Annotated in this window: 14 protein-coding genes; 7 read left to right on the forward strand and 7 right to left on the reverse strand. The window is 60.5% G+C overall.

Features of this window, described 5'->3' with window-relative positions:
• Positions 1 to 236: 236 nt before the first annotated feature.
• Together ACESNB_RS14450 and ACESNB_RS14455 are read left to right on the forward strand one after the other, a co-directional pair.
• The gene (locus tag ACESNB_RS14450) at positions 237 to 1178 is read left to right on the forward strand and encodes a LysR family transcriptional regulator (protein WP_373008517.1); all 942 of its coding nucleotides are present in this window, start codon (positions 237 to 239) and stop codon (positions 1176 to 1178) included.
• 121 nt (positions 1179 to 1299) lie between these two features.
• Positions 1300 to 3672, forward strand: coding sequence for a transketolase (locus ACESNB_RS14455; protein ID WP_373008519.1), 2373 nt, complete (start codon positions 1300 to 1302; stop codon positions 3670 to 3672).
• On the opposite strand, the gene ACESNB_RS14460 is transcribed toward ACESNB_RS14455, so the two are convergent.
• Positions 3673 to 4722, reverse strand: coding sequence for an acyl-CoA dehydrogenase family protein (locus ACESNB_RS14460; protein WP_373008521.1), 1050 nt, complete (start codon positions 4720 to 4722; stop codon positions 3673 to 3675). It lies immediately after the preceding gene.
• Between the two features lie 13 nt (positions 4723 to 4735).
• Complete coding sequence (locus ACESNB_RS14465) at positions 4736 to 5929, reverse strand: acyl-CoA dehydrogenase family protein (RefSeq protein ID WP_373008523.1); 1194 nt, start codon at positions 5927 to 5929, stop codon at positions 4736 to 4738.
• Positions 5930 to 6088: 159 nt separating this feature from the next.
• On the opposite strand from ACESNB_RS14465, the gene ACESNB_RS14470 reads away from it, so the two are divergent.
• On the forward strand, positions 6089 to 6853 hold the full coding sequence (locus tag ACESNB_RS14470) for a crotonase/enoyl-CoA hydratase family protein (RefSeq protein ID WP_373008525.1): 765 nt from the start codon (positions 6089 to 6091) through the stop codon (positions 6851 to 6853).
• A gap of 2 nt (positions 6854 to 6855) precedes the next feature.
• On the opposite strand, the gene ACESNB_RS14475 is transcribed toward ACESNB_RS14470, so the two are convergent.
• Entirely contained in the window at positions 6856 to 7641 is a 786-nt protein-coding gene (locus ACESNB_RS14475) for an RNA methyltransferase (RefSeq protein ID WP_373008527.1), read from the reverse strand.
• A 77-nt stretch (positions 7642 to 7718) separates the two neighbouring features.
• On the opposite strand from ACESNB_RS14475, the gene ACESNB_RS14480 reads away from it, so the two are divergent.
• Positions 7719 to 8939 carry an NADP-dependent isocitrate dehydrogenase gene (locus tag ACESNB_RS14480; RefSeq protein WP_373008529.1) on the forward strand — a complete coding sequence of 407 codons (1221 nt, stop codon included), beginning with the start codon at positions 7719 to 7721 and terminating at the stop codon, positions 8937 to 8939.
• 88 nt (positions 8940 to 9027) lie between these two features.
• Here ACESNB_RS14480 and ACESNB_RS14485 read toward each other — a convergent pair whose 3' ends face one another.
• Together ACESNB_RS14485 and ACESNB_RS14490 are read right to left on the reverse strand one after the other, a co-directional pair.
• Positions 9028 to 9729, reverse strand: coding sequence for a VIT family protein (locus ACESNB_RS14485; protein WP_373008531.1), 702 nt, complete (start codon positions 9727 to 9729; stop codon positions 9028 to 9030).
• 57 nt (positions 9730 to 9786) lie between these two features.
• The gene (locus ACESNB_RS14490; RefSeq protein ID WP_373008533.1) at positions 9787 to 10752 is read right to left on the reverse strand and encodes a peptidoglycan-binding protein; all 966 of its coding nucleotides are present in this window, start codon (positions 10750 to 10752) and stop codon (positions 9787 to 9789) included.
• Positions 10753 to 10936: 184 nt separating this feature from the next.
• Between ACESNB_RS14490 and purB the strand changes: the two genes are divergently transcribed.
• On the forward strand, positions 10937 to 12235 hold the full coding sequence (purB, locus tag ACESNB_RS14495; protein WP_373008535.1) for an adenylosuccinate lyase: 1299 nt from the start codon (positions 10937 to 10939) through the stop codon (positions 12233 to 12235).
• An 83-nt stretch (positions 12236 to 12318) separates the two neighbouring features.
• On the opposite strand, the gene ACESNB_RS14500 is transcribed toward purB, so the two are convergent.
• Together ACESNB_RS14500 and ACESNB_RS14505 are read right to left on the reverse strand one after the other, a co-directional pair.
• The gene (locus ACESNB_RS14500) at positions 12319 to 14925 is read right to left on the reverse strand and encodes a TonB-dependent receptor domain-containing protein (RefSeq protein WP_373008537.1); all 2607 of its coding nucleotides are present in this window, start codon (positions 14923 to 14925) and stop codon (positions 12319 to 12321) included.
• A gap of 117 nt (positions 14926 to 15042) precedes the next feature.
• The gene (locus ACESNB_RS14505; RefSeq protein WP_373008539.1) at positions 15043 to 17805 is read right to left on the reverse strand and encodes a hypothetical protein; all 2763 of its coding nucleotides are present in this window, start codon (positions 17803 to 17805) and stop codon (positions 15043 to 15045) included.
• Positions 17806 to 18083: 278 nt separating this feature from the next.
• On the opposite strand from ACESNB_RS14505, the gene ACESNB_RS14510 reads away from it, so the two are divergent.
• Together ACESNB_RS14510 and ACESNB_RS14515 are read left to right on the forward strand one after the other, a co-directional pair.
• The gene (locus ACESNB_RS14510) at positions 18084 to 18398 is read left to right on the forward strand and encodes a helix-turn-helix transcriptional regulator (RefSeq protein ID WP_373008543.1); all 315 of its coding nucleotides are present in this window, start codon (positions 18084 to 18086) and stop codon (positions 18396 to 18398) included.
• A gap of 223 nt (positions 18399 to 18621) precedes the next feature.
• Positions 18622 to 18962, forward strand: a 341-nt coding sequence (locus tag ACESNB_RS14515) for a type II secretion system protein N (RefSeq protein ID WP_373008541.1), incomplete at its 3' end; no start/stop codon positions are given.

An 18962-nucleotide genomic window follows, 5' to 3' on the forward strand; every position in this document is an offset into this window, starting at 1 on the left:
AAGCAGTTCGCCGACGCCATCCTTGCATTCATGCGTGAAACCATCCCGCAGGAATGGAAGAAATTCCGCGACAAGGTCTCAGACAACTTCCGCGTCATAACCCACGAGAACTTTCGGGTTTTGGAGTAGAAGCTGTATAGCTACAACTGAGGTTTATAGATTTGGTGCCACAGGCGTTGCTGCGTGGCTTTACCGAAAACTGAAACGGGGACTTACACTCGTGAAAGGGGAGGCACATGCGCGTGGAATCGTTCGATTGGGACCGCATACGGATCTTCCGGGCCGTCGCAGAACTCGGAAGCATGTCCGCAGCAGCCGAGAAACTGGGTGGATCGGTTCCCACGATCAGTCGACGCATTAGCGAACTCGAAACGGCTCTCAGGACCGAGCTGGTCAAACGGTCGTCACGCGGAATCGACCTCACGGACGCAGGCCGCATGCTGCTGCGTCACGCAAACCTGATGGCCGATATTGTCTCTGCAGCGCACGACGATGTATGCGACTCCGACACGGCAAATGAAGGCCCGGTGCACCTCGTCACGGGCGACGGGCTGGGCCCCTATTGGCTGGCGCGGCGAATTCCGCAATTCCTCGTGAGCTATCCGGGGATCGAACTGACCCTCACAGTTTCTGATCGCCCGCCAGACCTCTTGAACAATGAAGCAGATATCGCCATCCAGTTCGAACCGCCGAGCCGAAGCGAATTGATCGGCCGCCGGATGGGCGTCATCCACTACCTGTGCTTCGCCTCCACTGGCTATCTCGACCTTCACGGCACGCCGACCAGCCTGACCGATTTTCACCATCACAGGTGCCTGTTGCACGAGGGCTATGTGAATCAATCCGAGCATTGGGCCGACGGGGCTTTCCTCGCGCGCCAACTGATCCCGTTCTCCCTGATTACCAATTCGTCCGCGACCCTGATTGCCTGCTGCCGGGCCGGTGGCGGAATCGCGATCCTGCCGTCCTATATCGGCGCGGCCTATCCGGAACTCGTGCCGCTTGCCCTGCCGGAAGTGGCGTCCATCCAGTTCTGGATGACTTATACGGAACGCGTGCGACGCATTCCGCGCGGACAGGTTGTCGTCGAATGGCTGCGCAAGGCGTTCGATCCGGCCGAGTCTGACTGGTTCCGCGCCAATCTCACCCGCCCGGAAAACCCACTTGCGGCCAAGTAAACCGGCAAGAATTTCTGGCTTCATCAAATTCGGAGCACTAATTTGCTCGTCTTCGGCTATTCCCGCGCACGGTCATTCCCGCTAGGTCTATTCGCCCGGTCCCATGAACAGGAATCTGCCTATGCCGAGCCATCTCGACCATCTCAAGACCCTTGAGCAACGCCTGCTCTGGCTCTCGGCCTGGACCGTTCACAATGCCAACCACCTCCGCGACAAGCGCGATGACGACGTAAAGGTCGGCGGCCACCAGGCGTCCTGCGCGTCGATGGTCTCGATCATGAGCGCGCTCTACTTCCACACGCTGCGCCCGGAGGACCGCGTCGCCGTGAAGCCGCATGCCGCACCCGTCTACCATGCCATGCACTACCTGATGGGCAATCAGACGCTGGAAAAGCTGCAGAACTTTCGGGGCTATGGCGGTGCGCAATCCTATCCCAGCCGCACCAAGGACATCGACGATGTCGACTTTTCCACCGGGTCCGTCGGTCTCGGCGTCGCCGAAACCGCCTTCGCCTCGATCATCCAGGACTATCTCGAAGCCAAGTCCTGGGCCGCTGACCGTCCCCTCGGGCGCATGGTCGCGCTCGTGGGTGACGCCGAACTCGACGAAGGCAATGTCTATGAATGCCTGCAGGAAGGCTGGAAGCACGACCTGCGCAATACATGGTGGGTGATCGACTATAACCGCCAGAGCCTCGACGGTGTCGTCCATGAAGGACTTTGGGAAAAGGTCGAGGCCATCTTCAAGGCATTCGGCTGGCGCACCGTGGTCCTGCGCCACGGAGCGCTGCAGCGCGCGGCCTTCGAGGAACCGGGCGGCGAGACGCTCAAGACCTGGATCCAGACCTGCCCCAATGCCGACTATTCCGCCCTGACCTACAAGGGTGGGGCGGCTTGGCGCACCCGCCTGATGAACGATATCGGCGACCAGGGCGATGTGGCGGCCCTGCTTGAGCGACGCAGCGATGATGAACTCGGCTCCCTGATGAACAATCTTGGCGGCCAGTGTGTCCAGTCCCTGTGCGACGCCTTTGACTCTGTGACCGACGACACGCCCACCGTCTTCCTCGCCTACACGATCAAGGGCTGGGGCATGCCGCTCGCTGGCCACAAGGACAATCATGCCGGCCTGATGAACAAAGCCCAGATGGCCGATTTCCAGGCGAAGATGGGAATCGCCGAAGGTGAGGAATGGGCCACCATGGCGAGCGTCGAAGACCCCGATGCCCTGAACGCCTTCCTGCGCGATGTTCCCTTCTTCGCAGACGGCCCGCGCCGTTTCACCGCTCCGCCGGTCGCAAGTCCCGGTCCGATCTTCCTCGACGATGACGTCCAGTCCACCCAGGCCGGTTTCGGCAAGATCCTCGACGCCCTCGCCAAGTCCAAATCCGAACTGGCCGACCGCATCGTCACCACCTCGCCGGATGTCACTGTCTCGACCAATCTCGGTCCGTGGGTCAACCGCCGTAGCCTGTTCGCCCGCGAGACCAAGGGCGACACGTTCCGCGACCAGCATATCCCGTCGACACAGAAGTGGCAGTTCTCGCCCGCAGGCCAGCATATCGAACTCGGTATCGCTGAGATGAACCTCTTCCTCCTACTTGGCGCGGCGGGCCTGTCGCACTCGCTGTTCGGCGAACGCCTCATCCCCATCGGCACGGTCTACGACCCGTTCATTGCGCGCGGCCTCGATGCCCTCAACTATGCCTGCTATCAGGATGCCCGCTTCATCATTGTCGGAACACCCTCCGGGGTGACGCTCGCGCCCGAAGGCGGCGCGCACCAATCGATCGGCGCCCAGCTCATCGGCATGAGCCAGGACGGCCTCGTCTCGTTCGAACCGGCCTTCCTCGACGAACTCTCGATCATCATGGACTGGTCGTTCGATTATCTCCAGCGCGACGGCGACGGCGACCCGGACGAGCGCACGTGGCTGCGCGACGAGACCGGCGGCTCCGTCTATCTCCGCCTCACCACCCGCCAGCTGGAACAGGTCCGCTGGTCCAACCGCGACGACGAGACCTTCCGGCAAGGCGTCATCGATGGCGGCTACTGGCTGCGCAAACCCGGACCCAATTGCGAGATCGTCATCGCCTATCAGGGCTGCGTCGCACCGGAAGCGATCAAGGCCGCCGGACGCATCGGCAATAATCGCCGCGACATCGGTGTCCTTGCGGTTACGTCCGCTGACCGCCTCAGTTCAGGCTGGACCGCTGCGCGCCGCGCCCGGGCACGTGGCAACAAGGCGGCCAAGAGCCAGATCGAGCGCCTGATGGAACAGGTCCCGCGCGACTGCACGCTGATCACCGTTACCGATGGCCACCCGGCCACGCTGGCCTGGATCGGCGGCGTGAAGGGCCATGCCACGACACCGCTGGGCGTCGAGCATTTCGGACAGACCGGCACGATCCGCGACCTCTACCGCCATTTCCAGATCGATGCCGAAGCCATCGTCTCGGCAGCAAGCCACCTGTCGCCCGGCAAGGTTATCTGATCAGGCTGGCGCCAGCCAGCCTTGCAAGCGTGCCGCATCAAGACGCGTCTGCTCCGGGCTTCCGAACAGCTGCCGGCTCACGCCAATCCGCTTGAACCAGTAGTGCAGGCCGACAAGGTCGGTGAACCCCATGCCGCCATGCACTTCTGTCGACGTGCGCGCAATGAACGTACCCGCTTCAGCCAGGTGAGACTTTGCCAACGTCGCCATCGCGAGACCTTCCGGTTCGCCGGTGTCCAGCGCATGCGCCGCATGCCAGATCAGTGCCCGGGATGGTTCCAGGCGCGCCGCCATTTCCGCGCACATGTGTTTCACGGCCTGGAACGATCCGATCACCCGGCCAAACTGCTGGCGCTCGGCGGCATAGGCGACCGCCTTGTCGATCATGGCCTGCGCCGCGCCCAGCGTGTCCGCTGCAACCAGCAACCGCGCCGCTGCCAACACTTCCTCATCCGGCGTCAGCGACATCGTGCGCGCCTCCCCGCCAAAGACTACTTCGGAAAATATCCGTGTCCGGTCGATTGTTTGCATCGGCTTTGCGGCCGCCGATTCGATGAGGTTCAGCGCGCCTGCTGTGTCTGCCGCCAGCAAGTGTGTTGACCCCTCTGCCGAGACAGCCAGCAGCGACGTACCGGTCAGCTTGTCGCTGTCGACCGTCACGCCGGCGCCGTCGCGGCGCGACGACAGTTCCGTCAGGGCCAGCCCCATCCTGATGTCGCCAGAAGCAATGCCCGGCAGGAAGTCGTCGCCTGCGTGCCGCAGCGCGTGCGCGGTCACAGTCGTCGCCAGGAAACGGCTTGGCGCGATCGCATAGCCCAGCGATTCCTGCACAAGGCACGCATCCAGCAGGCCAAGCCCGAGACCCCCATGCGCTTCAGGCACGTGCAACCCGGCGAGGCCCAGTTCATCAAGGCCCGCAGCCAAAGCCGCGCCCGCCGCTTCGTCCCCGGTCGCGATCTTGCGGATCGTGTCCAGCGGCGCGGCATCCTTCAGGAAGCCGTTCAGGCTGTCCTGCAACATGCGCTGGTCTTCTGAGAGTGCAAATTCCATCGGTCTTCTCCTCTCAGGCCTTGGCCGGTTTGGGTTCGCGCGGCAGGCCGAGGCCCCGCTCCGCAATGATGTTCTTCTGGATTTGCGCCGTACCGCCGCCAATGATCAGGCCAAGGTCGTACATGTAGCGGGCCTGCCACGTGCCCTCGGCGCGCAAATGCTCGCCCTGCTCGTACATCACGCCCAGTTCACCAAGCGCATCGATGGCGAGCCGCGCGATCTCGTGATTGAGTTCACAGCCCATCAGTTTCACCACTAGCCCCGCAAGGCCCGCACTTTCTTTCTTCAGGCTGTGTGTCGTAATGCGCAGGCCGTTCGCCTGCATCGCGTAGACTTCGCCTTGCAGCTTCAGCAGCCGGTCGCGCAGCAACGGATTGTCGATCAGCCGCTCGCCGTTCACCGTCTCGCGCTTCATCAGCTCGACCAGTTCCACCAGCCGCGCCTTGGTGGCATTCGGGTCGCCCAGCATGCCGCGTTCATGCGTCAGCGTGGCATTGGCCACCTGCCAGCCCTTGTTCTCGGCAAAAACGATGCCGCTCTTGGGCACGCGCACGTCGCTGAAGAAGACTTCGTTGAAATTTGCCGCCCCGGTCATATCGACCAGCGGGCGCACTTCGATCCCTGGTGTCTCCATCGAAAACAGGATGTAGGAAATACCTTCATGCTTCTTCGCGCTCGGGTCGGTGCGCACAAGACAGAAGATCATGTCGGCCTGCTTGGCGGTCGACGTCCATATCTTGCTGCCGTTGATGACATAATCGTCGCCATCGGACACCGCCGCCGTCCGAAGCGCCGCAAGGTCAGAGCCTGCGCCCGGTTCGGAATAGCCCTGGCACCAGATCATCTCGCCATAGAGGGTCGGACGGATATAGGCCGCCTTCTGTTCCGGCGTACCCAGTTCCAACAAGGTCGGCACCAGCATCGAGATGCCCTGGTTCGACATCGCGCGCGGCAGGCCCGTTCGCGCGAATTCCTCGGCAATGATGCGGGACTTCAGGATGTCGGGTTCGGCGCCATAGCCGCCATATTCCGTGGGAATGGTCCGCGCCGCGAGGCCGTTCTCAATGAGCAGTTTCTGCCACGCCTGCCGCTTGGGGTTCTTTATGCCCCGGTCATCGGAGGTCGGCGCCAGATTTGCATTGGCAGACAGAACATCGGCCACTTCCTTGCGGAAAACCTCATATTCCAGGCTGAATGAAAGATCCATGGTAGACGGGCTCCCTGATTTTCGCTGACCCTGACAGGCTTTCCCTTGGGGCTGCCAAGAGGAACTCTGCCCTTTGCTGCCCATTCGCGTCTTTCTGCTTGCTGGACGTGGCGTAAGGGTCCCTATTCTGGAAAAAATCACTCTTGGAGGAACGTCCCTGTGTCAGTCGAATATGAAGTCCGCGGCCATATGGCCATCATCACGCTCAACCGCCCGGAAGCCCGCAACGCGATTAACGGCGTGATGGCTACGGGTATCGAACACGCGCTAGACCGGTTCGAAGATGACCCCGAACTCTGGGTCGCCATCCTCACCGCCAATGGCAAGGCTTTCTGCGCCGGGGCCGACCTGAAGGAGATCAGCGCCGGCAATGGCGGCGCGCTCGGAACGGCCAAAGGCGGCTTCGCAGGCATCGTGAAACGCGAGCGTACCAAGCCCCTGATCGCCGCGATCACAGGCAGCGCCTTGGCTGGCGGCACCGAGATTGCCCTCTCCTGCGACATGATCATCTGCGCCGACACGACCAATTTCGGCCTCCCGGAAGTCAAGCGCTCGCTCGTCGCCGGCGCTGGCGGCCTGTTCCGTCTGCCCCGTGTCATCGGCATGGCCACCGCGCTAGAAGCGATCCTGACTGGCGATCCGCTGCCTGCGCAGCGTGCGTATGAACTGGGCATGGTCAACAAGGTCGTGCCCGAAGCGGACGTGATGGCGGAAGCGACGAAACTCGCCGAACGGATCATGGCCAATGCGCCGATCGCCGTTCAGGCCAGCCGTCAGGTGGCGCACGCCGCCCTGACCAGTTCCGACGACGACCTCTGGAATGCCAGTGGCAAGGCGTTCGGCCAGGTCATGAAGACCGAGGATTTCAAAGAAGGCCCGCGCGCCTTCATCGAGAAACGCGCACCTGTCTGGAAAGGCAAGTAAGCCTAGTCTTCCCGCACAACGCGTGCCTTTCCGCGGCCGAGGGCCAGCGCCTTGATCGCGCCGCGGAAAGTCTGCACCTCCTGCTCGGTCCAGTCAGCCCGGATCAGGGCCGAGCGGAGATTGTCCTTCATCAGCGGTGTCTTTTCCGGCGGGAAGAAATAGCCAGCCCGCTCCAACTCCGCCTCGAAATGCTCGAACATCCGGAACACATCATCCCGCGTTGACGGCACCCCGTCCGTGGAAACCGGTGTGACATGGCTCTGCGCTGGAGTAGCCGACGGATTTTTCGCCGCGCTCAGCTTGCCCCATTCATGCGCAAACACGCAGACGGCCTGCGCCAGGTTCAGGCTCTTGAAGTCACGATCGACCGGATAGGTCATCAGCAGGTCGGACAGGGCCACGGCCTCGTTCGGCAGGCCGGACTTCTCCCCCCCGAACATCACCCCTGCCACACCCGCGCCGCCCACGGCCCGCCCATGCACCACCTGCGCAGCATCTGCAGCATCCACAACGCGCTTTTCGATCCCCCGCATCCGTGCGGTCGCGGCGACGAGATAAGTCACCCCCTCCTGCGCGTCCTGTAGTGTTTCATACACTTTCACGCTCACGCCCGCATCGAAGGCGCCAGCTGACATCGTATCAGCCGCCGGATTCGGCCAGCCATCCCGGGGCGCCACGAGGCGAAGGTCGGTCAAACCGAAATTGCGCATCACCCGTGCCGCAGCGCCAATGTTTTCGCCAAGTTGCGGGGAATGGAGGATGACGCAGGGGCTGCTCTGTTCTGACATGAAGGAACCTGTTTTGACGCGGCCTGCCGCTCTGCTATAGCGCACTCCAATAGCTTCAACCGCAAGGATTACAAAACATGGCGAAGATCAAGGTCAAGAACCCGATTGTCGAGATGGACGGGGACGAAATGACCCGCATCATCTGGCAGCTCATCAAGGACAAGCTTATCCATCCCTATCTGGATCTCGATCTGAAGTACTTCGACCTGTCGATCCAGAAGCGCGACGAAACCGACGACCAGATCACCATTGATGCCGCTGAAGCCACCAAGAAATACGGCGTCGCCGTCAAGTGCGCGACCATCACGCCAGACGAACAGCGCGTTGAAGAATTCAAACTCAAGAAGATGTGGCGCAGCCCGAACGGCACGATCCGCAACATTCTCGGCGGCGTTGTTTTCCGCGAGCCCATCGTGATCTCGAACGTCCCGCGCCTTGTTCCCGGCTGGACCAAGCCTGTCGTCATCGGCCGGCACGCCTTCGGCGACCAGTACAAGGCGACTGACTTCCTCGTGCCCGGCAAGGGCAAGCTGACCATGAAGTGGGAAGCATTCGACGGTTCGGACTCCCAAGAATATGACATTTTCGACTTTCCTGCGGCCGGCATCGCCATGGGCATGTACAACCTTGACCAGTCGATCCGTGACTTCGCCCGCGCCAGCTTCAACTATGGCCTGCAGCGCAAGTGGCCGGTCTACCTGTCGACCAAGAACACGATCCTCAAAGCCTATGACGGTCGCTTCAAGGACCTGTTCCAGGAAATCTTCGACGCTGAGTTCGCTGACAAGTTCAAGGCATTCGGCGGCACCTACGAGCACCGCCTGATCGACGACATGGTCGCAGCCGCCATGAAATGGTCCGGTGGCTATGTCTGGGCCTGTAAGAACTATGATGGCGACGTACAGTCCGACACCGTGGCCCAAGGCTACGGTTCGCTCGGCCTGATGACCTCCGTGCTGATGACACCCGATGGCAACACGGTCGAAGCCGAAGCGGCTCATGGCACGGTCACGCGCCACTACCGCAACCACCAGAAGGGCGAAGCGACATCGACCAACTCGATCGCCTCGATCTATGCGTGGACGCAAGGCCTCAGCCATCGCGGTCGCATGGACGGCACGCCGGACGTGCAGGCCTTCGCCAAGACGCTTGAAGAAACCATTGTGAAAACGGTCGAAGCTGGCTTCATGACCAAGGACCTCGCCCTCCTCGTCGGTCCCGATCAGGAATGGCTGACGACCGAAGGCTTTATTGAAAAGGTTTCGGACAACCTGAAGGCCGAGATGGCCAAGGCCTGAGGCCAACGCGTCTATCAGACGAAAAACCAAAAACCAAAAACCCCGGCGCCTTGCGGTGCCGGGGTTTTTTATGACCGTGCAGACCGGTTTAGATCACGCCGCCGACCATGTGCCCGATCCCCGCAGTGATCGCCATTGCCAGAGCACCCCAGAAGGTCACACGCAGCGTCGGTTTCCAGATACTGGCCCCGCCGGCCCGCGCGCCGACTGCGCCGAGCAGCGCAAGGAAGATGAGCGACGCCACGGCTTCTGCAGGCACCAACGCGTGCAACGGAACCAGCCAGACCAATGCGAGTGGCAAGGATGCCCCAACCGCAAAAGATATGGCTGACGAAATCGCGGCTTGAATAGGCTTCGCCGCCGTCAGATCGGTAATGCCAAGCTCGTCGCGTGCATGAGCCCGAAGGGCGTCGTCGGCTGTCAGCTGGCTCGCAACCTCGTGTGCCGTCGCCGGGTTCAGGCCGCGTTCCTCATAGATACCGGCCAGTTCCGCTTGTTCCGCCTCGGGCATGTCAATCAGCTCCTGGCGCTCCTTGGCCAGTTCTACCTGTTCGGCATCTGACTGGGAACTCACCGACACGTATTCTCCGGCCGCCATCGACATCGCCCCGGCGACAAGGGCTGCGACGCCCGCGACGAGAATTTCACCTTGCGCGGCTTCTGCGGCCGCAACGCCGATAATCAGGCTGGCGGTTGAGACAATGCCGTCATTTGCACCCAGCACGGCTGCGCGCATCCATCCTATCCGCGATAACTGGTGGCGCTCTGTGTGAAAATGCGATCGGGCCATGAATATCCTTTAGTTTGTTTCGAAAAGTCTGGGCCAAAGCAGGCCACATGAACGGGGCTAGTCGACCGATACGCCAAGAGATTCCACAGTAGCGACCGTCAGGTACCCAACCGGCAACCCGTTGGCGCGCTGGTACGCTTCCATCGCCCGGTAAGTCGCAGGACCGAAGTCGCCATCGGCAGGTACCTTGAACCCCTTGGTAGTCAGCGCCATCTGGACTTCGACGATCTTGGCAGGTGATGCGTTTGTGTCGCAAAGCACCTCGCGCCATTCTACGCTGCCGCCGCCCGTCACCGCGCGTTTTTCGACGGTCCTATACGTCGCCGGTATGACGGTTGTCTGCTCTTGGGCTGGCGATACGATCTTCTGCAGGGTGATCGTCTCGTAGACGGCAGGAACCGCTTCTTCCACGATCCGCGCAGGCGTGTTCACGACGTCCTTTTTCAACGTTCTGTATTTCGCCGGGATCACCTTGGTTTCCGTCCGCTCCTGATGCACGAGCCGCGCGCGCGTCACCTCATCATATTGGGCAGGCACCTCCACCCGGCACAGCAATTCACCTGTCGACAAGGCGGAATCGCTATCGGCCTTCGCGGCCATGACATTGACTCCGTAGAGTCCGGCGCCGGGCTTCCAAGTGGTATAGGCCGGACGGATCAGCACCTTTTCCGTATAAGTCTCGAATTCGGCCGGCATCACCACGGTCTCCATCCGCTCCGGTGCTTCCAGGATCTGTTCTGTCTTGGTGACATAGTCGGCGGGAATGACGGTGAACGATGTCGTCGCCTCCCTGATCATGACCTCCTGGGTATAGGTTTCGTAGACGGCTGGGATGACCGTGATTTCGGCGCGCTCCGGCGTCGCGAGCACTTGCTCCGTTACCACTTCAGTCGTTTCCGGAATCAACACGCGCGCGAAACACGAGCCGGCGTCGGCACTCGGCGGATAATCCGTGGCATTCTGGGCGACAGCCAGTCCTGCCATCGCCAATGCAGCTGCCGATATGAAAATCAGTTTCATCATGGTTTTCCCCCTTCGCTGCGTTCGGCAGCCTGCCATACCTTTCGGCGTCCAGACGTGTTTTACCCTACCATGTCGGGACCGGCCAGCCTGTTCGGCCCGTACGCGACCCGTCCCGTGCGGCGCGGTGGCACTGGCATTCAGCCGATTCCGGGCTATACGGGCGTTTCAAGTAGCGAGGCGCGACATGATCCCGAGATATACACGACCCGAAATGGCTGAAATCTGGTCACCGGAAACGCGCTTCGGCATCTGGCTCGAGATCGAAACACTCGCCGCCGAAGCCATGGAAAACCTCGGCCTGATCCCGGAAGGCGTGACAAAGGCCGTGCGCGAGCGAGGCGCTTTCGAAGTCGACCGCATCGACGCCATCGAACGCGAAGTGAAGCATGACGTCATTGCCTTCCTGACAAATGTTACAGAACATGTTGGCGACGAAGCCCGCTTCCTGCACAAGGGCATGACGTCCTCGGACGTGCTGGACACCTGCCTCAGCGTCCAGCTCGTGCGCGCAGCGGATCTGCTCCTGACAGGACTGGACCGTGTCCTCGAAGCACTGGAAACGCGTGCCCGCGAACACAAACTGACCCCGACGATCGGTCGCAGCCATGGCATCCATGCCGAACCCACAACGTTCGGCATCAAGCTGGCCACTTTCCACGCCGAATTCCAGCGTGCGCGCACGCGCCTGCTTTTGGCGCGCGAGGAAGTCGCCACATGCGCCATCTCCGGAGCCGTCGGTACGTTCGCCAACATCGATCCAGCCATCGAAGCCCACGTCGCGGCGAAGCTCGGCCTCACGATCGAGCCAGTCTCCACGCAAATCATCCCGCGCGACCGGCATGCCATGTATTTCGCGGTCCTCGGCGTGATCGCATCGTCCGTCGAGCGTCTTTCCACCGAAGTGCGCCATCTGCAGCGCACCGAAGTACTCGAAGCCGAAGAGTTCTTCTCGCCCGGCCAGAAAGGCTCGTCGGCGATGCCGCACAAGCGCAATCCTGTCCTGACAGAGAACCTGACCGGCCTCGCACGGCTCGTCCGCTCTGCGGTGACCCCGGCGCTTGAAAATGTAGCCCTGTGGCACGAGCGGGACATTTCGCATTCATCCGTCGAGCGCGGCATCGGCCCTGACGCCACGATCCATCTCGATTTTGCACTCCATCGCCTCGCTGGCGTGGTCGAAAATCTGGTTGTCTATCCCGAGAACATGCTCCGCACGATCGAGAGCATGGGCGGGCTGCACAACTCCCAGCGCATCCTGCTCGCGCTCGTTGAGCATGGTGTCAGCCGTGAGGACTCCTACAGCCTGGTCCAGCGCAACGCGATGCGCACATGGCGCGGCGAAGGCAACTTGCTTGACCTGCTCAAAGCCGATCCTGACGTGACGGCGAAACTGACGGATGCAGAGCTGGAGGCGCTGTTTGACCTCGAGTATCATTTCAAACACGTCGACACGATTTTCGAACGGGTATTCGGAACCGCCTGAGTACTGAGCCTAAAAAAAGGCCACCCCGCGAAGCGCAATCTGGCGCTAAGCGGAGTGGCTTTTTTTATGTCTGCAAGTCGTCGCTAGAACGTCGTCGACAGGCTCGCCGAGATGGTCGTTCCACGCTCATAGGTGTTGAATTCGGTGCGTCCGAGGCCGCCTTCCGACATCTGGTACTCCGAATGCTTTTCGCCGAGCAGGTTACGCCCTTTCAGACCCAGTGAAAGTTCGCGCCCGCCAAGCGTGAGGTCGCGATTGTATACGAGGTCCAGCTGCACACCGGGTTCCTCCACCACGTCCGGCAGAGCGGCTGGGCCGATTCCGAATCCGCGTTGCAGGATACGATCATCGACCCAACCCACGAGGAGCGTCATCTGGTCAACATCGCTTTGCCAGCCAAACTGGGCATTCAGGATATTTTCAGGCGTGCCCTGCAGGTCGGACCCGTCCAACCCAAACAGGGCTGCATTACGGAGTGAACGCGAAATCGGGTCGAACACCTTGTCGCTCTCTGCAGCCTTAACCTCAGACGCGGTGTAGGTGTAGTTCGCTGAGAACATCCATTCACGCGCATCCATCCAGGGATTGGATATCGGCATGTTGAAATTGGTCCTGTATTCAAGCTCCGCACCATACAACTCTGCCTTCGGGCTGTTGATGAAGGTTGTCTCGAAAACGAAGGACGCTGTCGAATACTGCACTTCCTCGATCGGGTTTTTTATTTCTTTGTAGAAGCCGCCAAGCGTCACGAACTGGTTGCGCCCGATATAGTATTCCAGGCGTGCGTCATAGTTCGTCAGTTCGCTGTCCACGAGCCCGCTATTGCCGCGATAGGTGCGATCTGTCTCTGGGTCGATGAAGGACGACAGCGCCAATTCACGGAACTGCGGGCGGGCAATCGTCTGCGAATAACCGGCTCGCAACTGGAGGTCATCGGCAAAGTTCCATGTCAGCGTCAGCGCCGGCAGGATATAGTCGTTGCTGAGGTTGACGTCCCCGGCTCCGGGGTTTCCGAACCGGTCAAACGTCTTCACTGTCTGCTCAGCGTCTTCGTACCGAAAGCCTAACGTGCCGCGAACATAATCCAGCAGGTCGATCTCCGCCTGCACGTAGAACGCACTCACGTCGAGCGCCCCCGAATAGGAGTCGTTAGGCGTTACGATTTCCTGAAGAATGAATCGGGCTGGATCGATATTGTCGGGAGAGAACAGGTAGTCAGGGCGCGCAGCCTGCACATCGACCGGCAATGCATTGCCGCCGGCAAACCGCAGGGACAGGTAGTCATAGGTGCGTTCAGTCGAGGCGACATCGAATCCGCCCGACATGACCAGATCCCGCGCATTCCCGATGTCTACGGTATATTTTGCATCGGCGCCCACGCTCGCGATCGTGTCCTCGAGGTTGGAGAAAACAATACCGTAATTGTTTGCAGTGGAATACAAGGGCACACCGTCCGCATCGGGACTACGCCGCAATGAACGGTCATATGGCGCATCGCGCGTGGACACCGCATAGGCACCGCGCCAGTTCAGGTCCAGATCGCCAATCTTGTGCTCGCCGCGCAGCTGGCCGAAGCTTAGCTCGCGCTCGAACCATCCGGTTGACTCGTCGTAAATCTCACCTGTGGCGCCCGGCGCATTAAAATCGGTGCCTGTGGTGATCTCCGATTGTTTCGAGGTCGTGTGGACATAGAACAGAGTCGCCTGAATCTCGTTCTCTCCCCAGCCGACCGAACCCGATCCGAGCGCGTTTAGTGTGGCATCATAGGTCGTCGAAAACTGGTTCTGGTCGCTGCCGATAACGCCGGCCTCGACGAATTGCCGCGTAGCGTTTTTCGTTGTCCATCCTGAGTCAAATCCAACGACGCCGATCATGCCGATATCATACTGGCCCTTGTCGAGAATAAGGCCGGCCTCAATCGATCCGCTGGGGTTTGGACCAAGTTCACCCTGCTGGATAACCGACAGCGGCGAGTTAACCAGGCTCTCGCCAATCGCCTCAATTTGCGCCGGTGTCTGACCGCTAAGCCGCTCACCCGAAGACAGGACACCAGCCAATGGACCCGGGATATCCCGAAGCCCGTCATCATAGCCCGACCAGTCAAGGTCGCCGCCACGAACGTACAATCCATCAGAACCGGTCGTTTCAGTGTTTGCCGAGATACCGGCCTTCACAGTCACAAAATTTTCCGCTGGCTGGCGAAGTGTCTGGAGATCGATCACACCGCCGCCGAATTCGCCGGGATAATTTGCTGAGAATGTTTTCTGGACAGATGCTCCCGCGAGGACGCTGGACGGGAACAGGTCAAGTGGCACTGTCCGCCGCAAGGGCTCAGGGCTTGGAAGCGGGGAACCGTTGAGCAAGGCAGACGAGTATCGGTCGCCGAGGCCCCGCACGAAGGCGAAGCGACCGGAAACGATGCTCAGCCCGCTCAGTCGGGTCAGGGCAAGCGCGGCATTCGAGTCGCCCTGGCGCGCAAGGTCCTCGGTCGACAGGAAAGTCGCGACCTGGGACGTCTCGCGCTGAGGTTCGGGAATGAATTGCCCACGAACGACCACGGTCTGGAGTGTGCGGCTGTCGTCGGTCGTCTCTGCAGGCGCTGTTGCCTCCTGAGCAAGGACCATCGGCGCCAAAGCGAGGACGATGGCTGTCGATAGCAACCATTTATGTCGGACGGATTTATTGTGCATTTTTTTAACCTAGCTTGGCGCGAAATGGACGCCCTCAATTGACGTGTCCGTGTCTCGCCTGAAATGAAAGTGCCGGGATCGTGCACGACTGGCGCGACCATCCCGGCGGTTCTCAACTTAACAAGGGTCGCTGACCTCAAGGCCGCACGACCAACCCTGCCACCAGGTATCCGTGGCGTTCTCGACGGCACCGATATAACCAACCGGCTCAAGGTCGCCCGACAGGCCCGTCACATCAAACGCTGTGACTGCCGATTCAGCCGCACCATTGATGAATGTGTTGATCAGGGTGCTTGCTGTTGCCGTGGAGTTGTTAGTGCCTGCGGCCAGGGATGCAGCTGCAGCACCGATGTCGGAGCCCGCCACTTCAAGACCGGCTACGCAATCGAACAGGACAGAGTTGAAGGCAGGGTCCACGCCGGCCTGGTAGCCAGCAACACCATTGCCTGCCGAAGTCTCCCAGCGGAAGCATTCAGTGACTTCCTTCACCACACCGTTGACGTAAGTGCCGACCGTACCGGTGTTCAGGCGGAATGCATTGCCACCCGCATCACCGAGGAAGGTGAAGTTGGAGACCTTGGCATTGGACGCCGGTGTGATGCCCGCAACGCTGCTGGCCTCAACCATGTTGTCGCCCCCGGCAGCACGCTGCTTCACGATGACATATTGCAGGCTGCCATTGTAGCCATTGTCCGTGTCGAGCGAGTCATCGTCTGCGCCTGTCAGCACGAGGTGCTTGGCGTTGACCGTGCCTCCGAAGAACTCAATGCCGTCATCCGAGCTGTTGTGGACCTGGACATAATCAATCGCCGTGTCCGAACCGACGCCGGCAAGCGTGATGCCGTTCAGCTCATTTCCTGTGGTGACTTCGAAACCGGAATGCTTGACCACCGTATAACGCAGCGAACCGCTATTATCGGTTGGCAAGGCACCGCCGTAAACCGCATCAGGATTGGTGACGCCTTCAACCACGTTGTCACAGGCGACTGTCGCTGGCGTTGCCGCATTGCGGCAGCGGTTGATAGGCGAGCGGCCGAGGATAACCAGGCCGCCCCATTCGCCAATGGCGTTTTCCGGGTTGGGTTGCGTGTCCGTGACATCCGCTTCGGATGTCAGGACGACTGGATTTTCCTTTGTTCCGTTCGAAAATATCTGGGAACCACGGTTCACGACGACATAGTCCGCGCCGCTTCCACCGAAGAGGGTGACGCCGGACTCAATCGTCAGACTGGCTGGATCACCGCCTACCGCTGCACCATCGGCACCGATGTCAACACCGACGTCCAGACGTCCGACAACTTCATAGACATTTCCGCGTGTCAGACGAACATCGTCGGTGATCACACCTGAGACGCGGCAAACCGTTTGGTTGTCGATTTCGAGACCTGAATCAGTCGTCCCGGTCGGGCAGGTCGGGTCGGGGAAGAGACCAAACGTCCAGCCGGTTGCCCAGTTCTGGGTTTCCGTTTCTGTTGGGCCAAAAGCGCCGATATATGTCGTCGGCGAGAAGAACGCGTTCAGCGTTGCCACGTCAAATGGCGCCACGGCAGCTTCGTTCGGGCCTGGGAAGAAAGAGGCCGCGAGCGAATTTGCCGTCGTCGTGGAGTTGTCGGTGCCAGCTGCGAGGGATGCAGCTGCAGCGCCCGCGTCGGAGTTTGCCGTTTCAATGCCACCGGCACAGTCAAACAGGACCGAGCTGAAGGCAGGATCGACGCCCGCCTGGTAGCCGGCAACACCATTGCCTGCCGAGGTCTCCCAGCGGAAACATTGGGAGACTTCCGTCACCACGCCATTGACGTAGGTACTGATTGTGCCGGTGTTCAGGCGCAGAGCGTTGCCGATAGTGTTGCCACCGATGAGGGTGAAGTTGGAGACGTTATAATCCGAAGCGGGCGTGACGCCGGCAACGCTGCTGGCCTCGACCATGTTGTCACCGCCGGCAGTACGCTGCTTCACGACAACATATTGCAGGTTGCCATTGTAGCCATTGTCGGTGTCGAGCGAGTCATCGTCTGCGCCTGTCAGCACGAGATGCTTGGCGTTGACCGTGCCGCCGAAGAACTCGATGCCGTCATCCGAGCTGTTGTGGACCTGGACATAGTCAATTGTCGTGCCGGATCCGACACCACCCAGCGTGATGCCGTTCAGCTCGTTGCCTGCACCGATTGCAAATCCGGAGAAGCGCAGCGAGACGTAGCGAAGCGTACCACTGCTGTCTGCAGCATCAGCGCCGCCATAAACCGCATCGGGATTGCTCACGCCTTCGATCACGTTGTCACAGGCGACTGTCGCTGGCGTTGCCGCATTGCGACAGCGGTTGATCGGCGCCTGGCCGAGAATCACAAGGCCACCCCATTCGCCGATATTGTCGCCGCCGAAATCGCTCGCATCAGCGACCCGACGGATGAGGTCATTGGCGCTGGTCAGGACGATCGGGTTGGCGGCATTGCCGTCCGCATCGATCTGCGAACCGCGGTTGACGACGATATAGTCTGCGCCTGAGCGCCCAAAAACGGTAACGCCGGGCTCGATTGTCAGGGTTGCCGCTGTACCGCCTGCGGTCGTGCCGTCGGCACCGACGTCTACGCCAACATCGACGCGTCCATCAACTGCATAAGCAACACCAGCGACGAAAGGAAGGGTCAGGTCCGCAAGGTACGTACCAGAAAGGTTACACGTCGTGAGTCCGCCGACTGCCGCGCCTTCTGTGAAGCCGGTCGGGCACGTCGCGGCACTGCCGCCACCACCGCCGCCGCCGCTACCGCCACCCGCTGGAGGCGTCCCCGGGCTGCTTGCTCCCGGTGAAGCAATGTTGCTTCCTTGCGAACACGCTGCTGCTAAGCAAAGCGCAAGCGCGCTAACCGACCTGCGAAAAATCATAAGAACCCCTTATTTGGACCATCAGACAGGCCGACTCGACTGCGACCTCGTCAACGGCTGAATAGCGGCGCCCCATGACAAACAATTAACGGAAATGTCTCGGTTTTGAGACAGCCCGTTGGCACAGCATGAATCTCTCCGGCAAGATCGGCCCATACACCTCGAGGCGTCACAAAACTTTCGCGAAAGCGACATGCGAACGCGTTAAATTCCGCATATTCCTGCGATTGTTGAGAACCAGAGGGTCAACGCAACAAGGGGCTGCCTCGGTGGAAAATATGGATTTGCTTTACAGGCTGGAGGGTCGCCTGATCGATCTGGAGACGAAGGTCGCTCAGCTCGAAAAGACTCTGTCTGACCTGCCCAAGACAGAGCCGGCCATACCTGAAGACGCACAGAAACGCATTGATGCCGGCGAACATCCCGTTCGCGTGATGCGCGAACTCCGGTTGCTGACACAAAGCCAGTTGAGCGAACTCTGCGGTATTCGTCCCAATCACATTTCCGCAATCGAGCGCGGCCAGACTTTTGGTCTCAAGACGGCGCGGCGGCTGTCAGAAGCGCTGGAAGTTCCGGCAAGCGTGCTATTCTGACTTTCTCTTGCGACCAGATCGTAATGCAGACAGAAACAGTGTGCGTTATTGGGACAATGCCCACGCCCCCAAGTATTAACAAGATGTACTGTTATTCAGCTTGCCACTATTGAATAGTTTGCTTCATCAACATTCCAGATGCCAGAGCCCTGGCCTGGCCTGTCTGTTTGACAGGTGGCCCAGTTACACGATCCGGGCAGGGAAATTGCAGTCAGAGTATTATATGAGCCAATTAGACATTCTTTCGACGAAGGCACTGAACCTTTTGCCGCGCTTACGCGTCGGGCTGACAGCCGTGTTTGTTGCACTTTTGGGATTGCTGGCTGCGCGGTTCCTTTGGCTGGTGGCGGAGCCTGGCGGCGCAGTGAGTCACCCGCTGCCCTTGCCCGCCATGCAAGTCGATGCATCCGCGGGCTCCTCTCTGGCGAGTGCCGACCTCATGGCCTTGACCCGGTCAAACCGGTTCGGAGCGGCGGCCGCCGTCGGAGACATCATTCCGGACGCGCCGGCCACCAGCCTCAACCTCACCCTCAAGGGCGTGCGTTCGGTCGCGGCAAGCACCAA

The organism is Hyphomonas sp. (assembly GCF_041689225.1).
GTDB lineage: Bacteria > Pseudomonadota > Alphaproteobacteria > Caulobacterales > Hyphomonadaceae > Hyphomonas.

Excerpts from the sequence above, each read along its gene's own strand:
- ACESNB_RS14460 (WP_373008521.1), bottom strand. The coding sequence starts at position 4,722 with ATGGAATTTGCACTCTCAGAAGACCAGCGCATGTTGCAGGACAGCCTG.
- ACESNB_RS14475 (WP_373008527.1), bottom strand. The coding sequence starts at position 7,641 with ATGTCAGAACAGAGCAGCCCCTGCGTCATCCTCCATTCCCCGCAACTT.
- ACESNB_RS14485 (WP_373008531.1), bottom strand. The coding sequence starts at position 9,729 with ATGGCCCGATCGCATTTTCACACAGAGCGCCACCAGTTATCGCGGATA.
- ACESNB_RS14500 (WP_373008537.1), bottom strand. The coding sequence starts at position 14,925 with ATGCACAATAAATCCGTCCGACATAAATGGTTGCTATCGACAGCCATC.
- ACESNB_RS14455 (WP_373008519.1), top strand. The coding sequence starts at position 1,300 with ATGCCGAGCCATCTCGACCATCTCAAGACCCTTGAGCAACGCCTGCTC.
- ACESNB_RS14490 (WP_373008533.1), bottom strand. The coding sequence starts at position 10,752 with ATGATGAAACTGATTTTCATATCGGCAGCTGCATTGGCGATGGCAGGA.
- ACESNB_RS14510 (WP_373008543.1), top strand. The coding sequence starts at position 18,084 with ATGGATTTGCTTTACAGGCTGGAGGGTCGCCTGATCGATCTGGAGACG.
- ACESNB_RS14480 (WP_373008529.1), top strand. The coding sequence starts at position 7,719 with ATGGCGAAGATCAAGGTCAAGAACCCGATTGTCGAGATGGACGGGGAC.
- purB (WP_373008535.1), top strand. The coding sequence starts at position 10,937 with ATGATCCCGAGATATACACGACCCGAAATGGCTGAAATCTGGTCACCG.
- ACESNB_RS14450 (WP_373008517.1), top strand. The coding sequence starts at position 237 with ATGCGCGTGGAATCGTTCGATTGGGACCGCATACGGATCTTCCGGGCC.
- ACESNB_RS14465 (WP_373008523.1), bottom strand. The coding sequence starts at position 5,929 with ATGGATCTTTCATTCAGCCTGGAATATGAGGTTTTCCGCAAGGAAGTG.
- ACESNB_RS14505 (WP_373008539.1), bottom strand. The coding sequence starts at position 17,805 with ATGATTTTTCGCAGGTCGGTTAGCGCGCTTGCGCTTTGCTTAGCAGCA.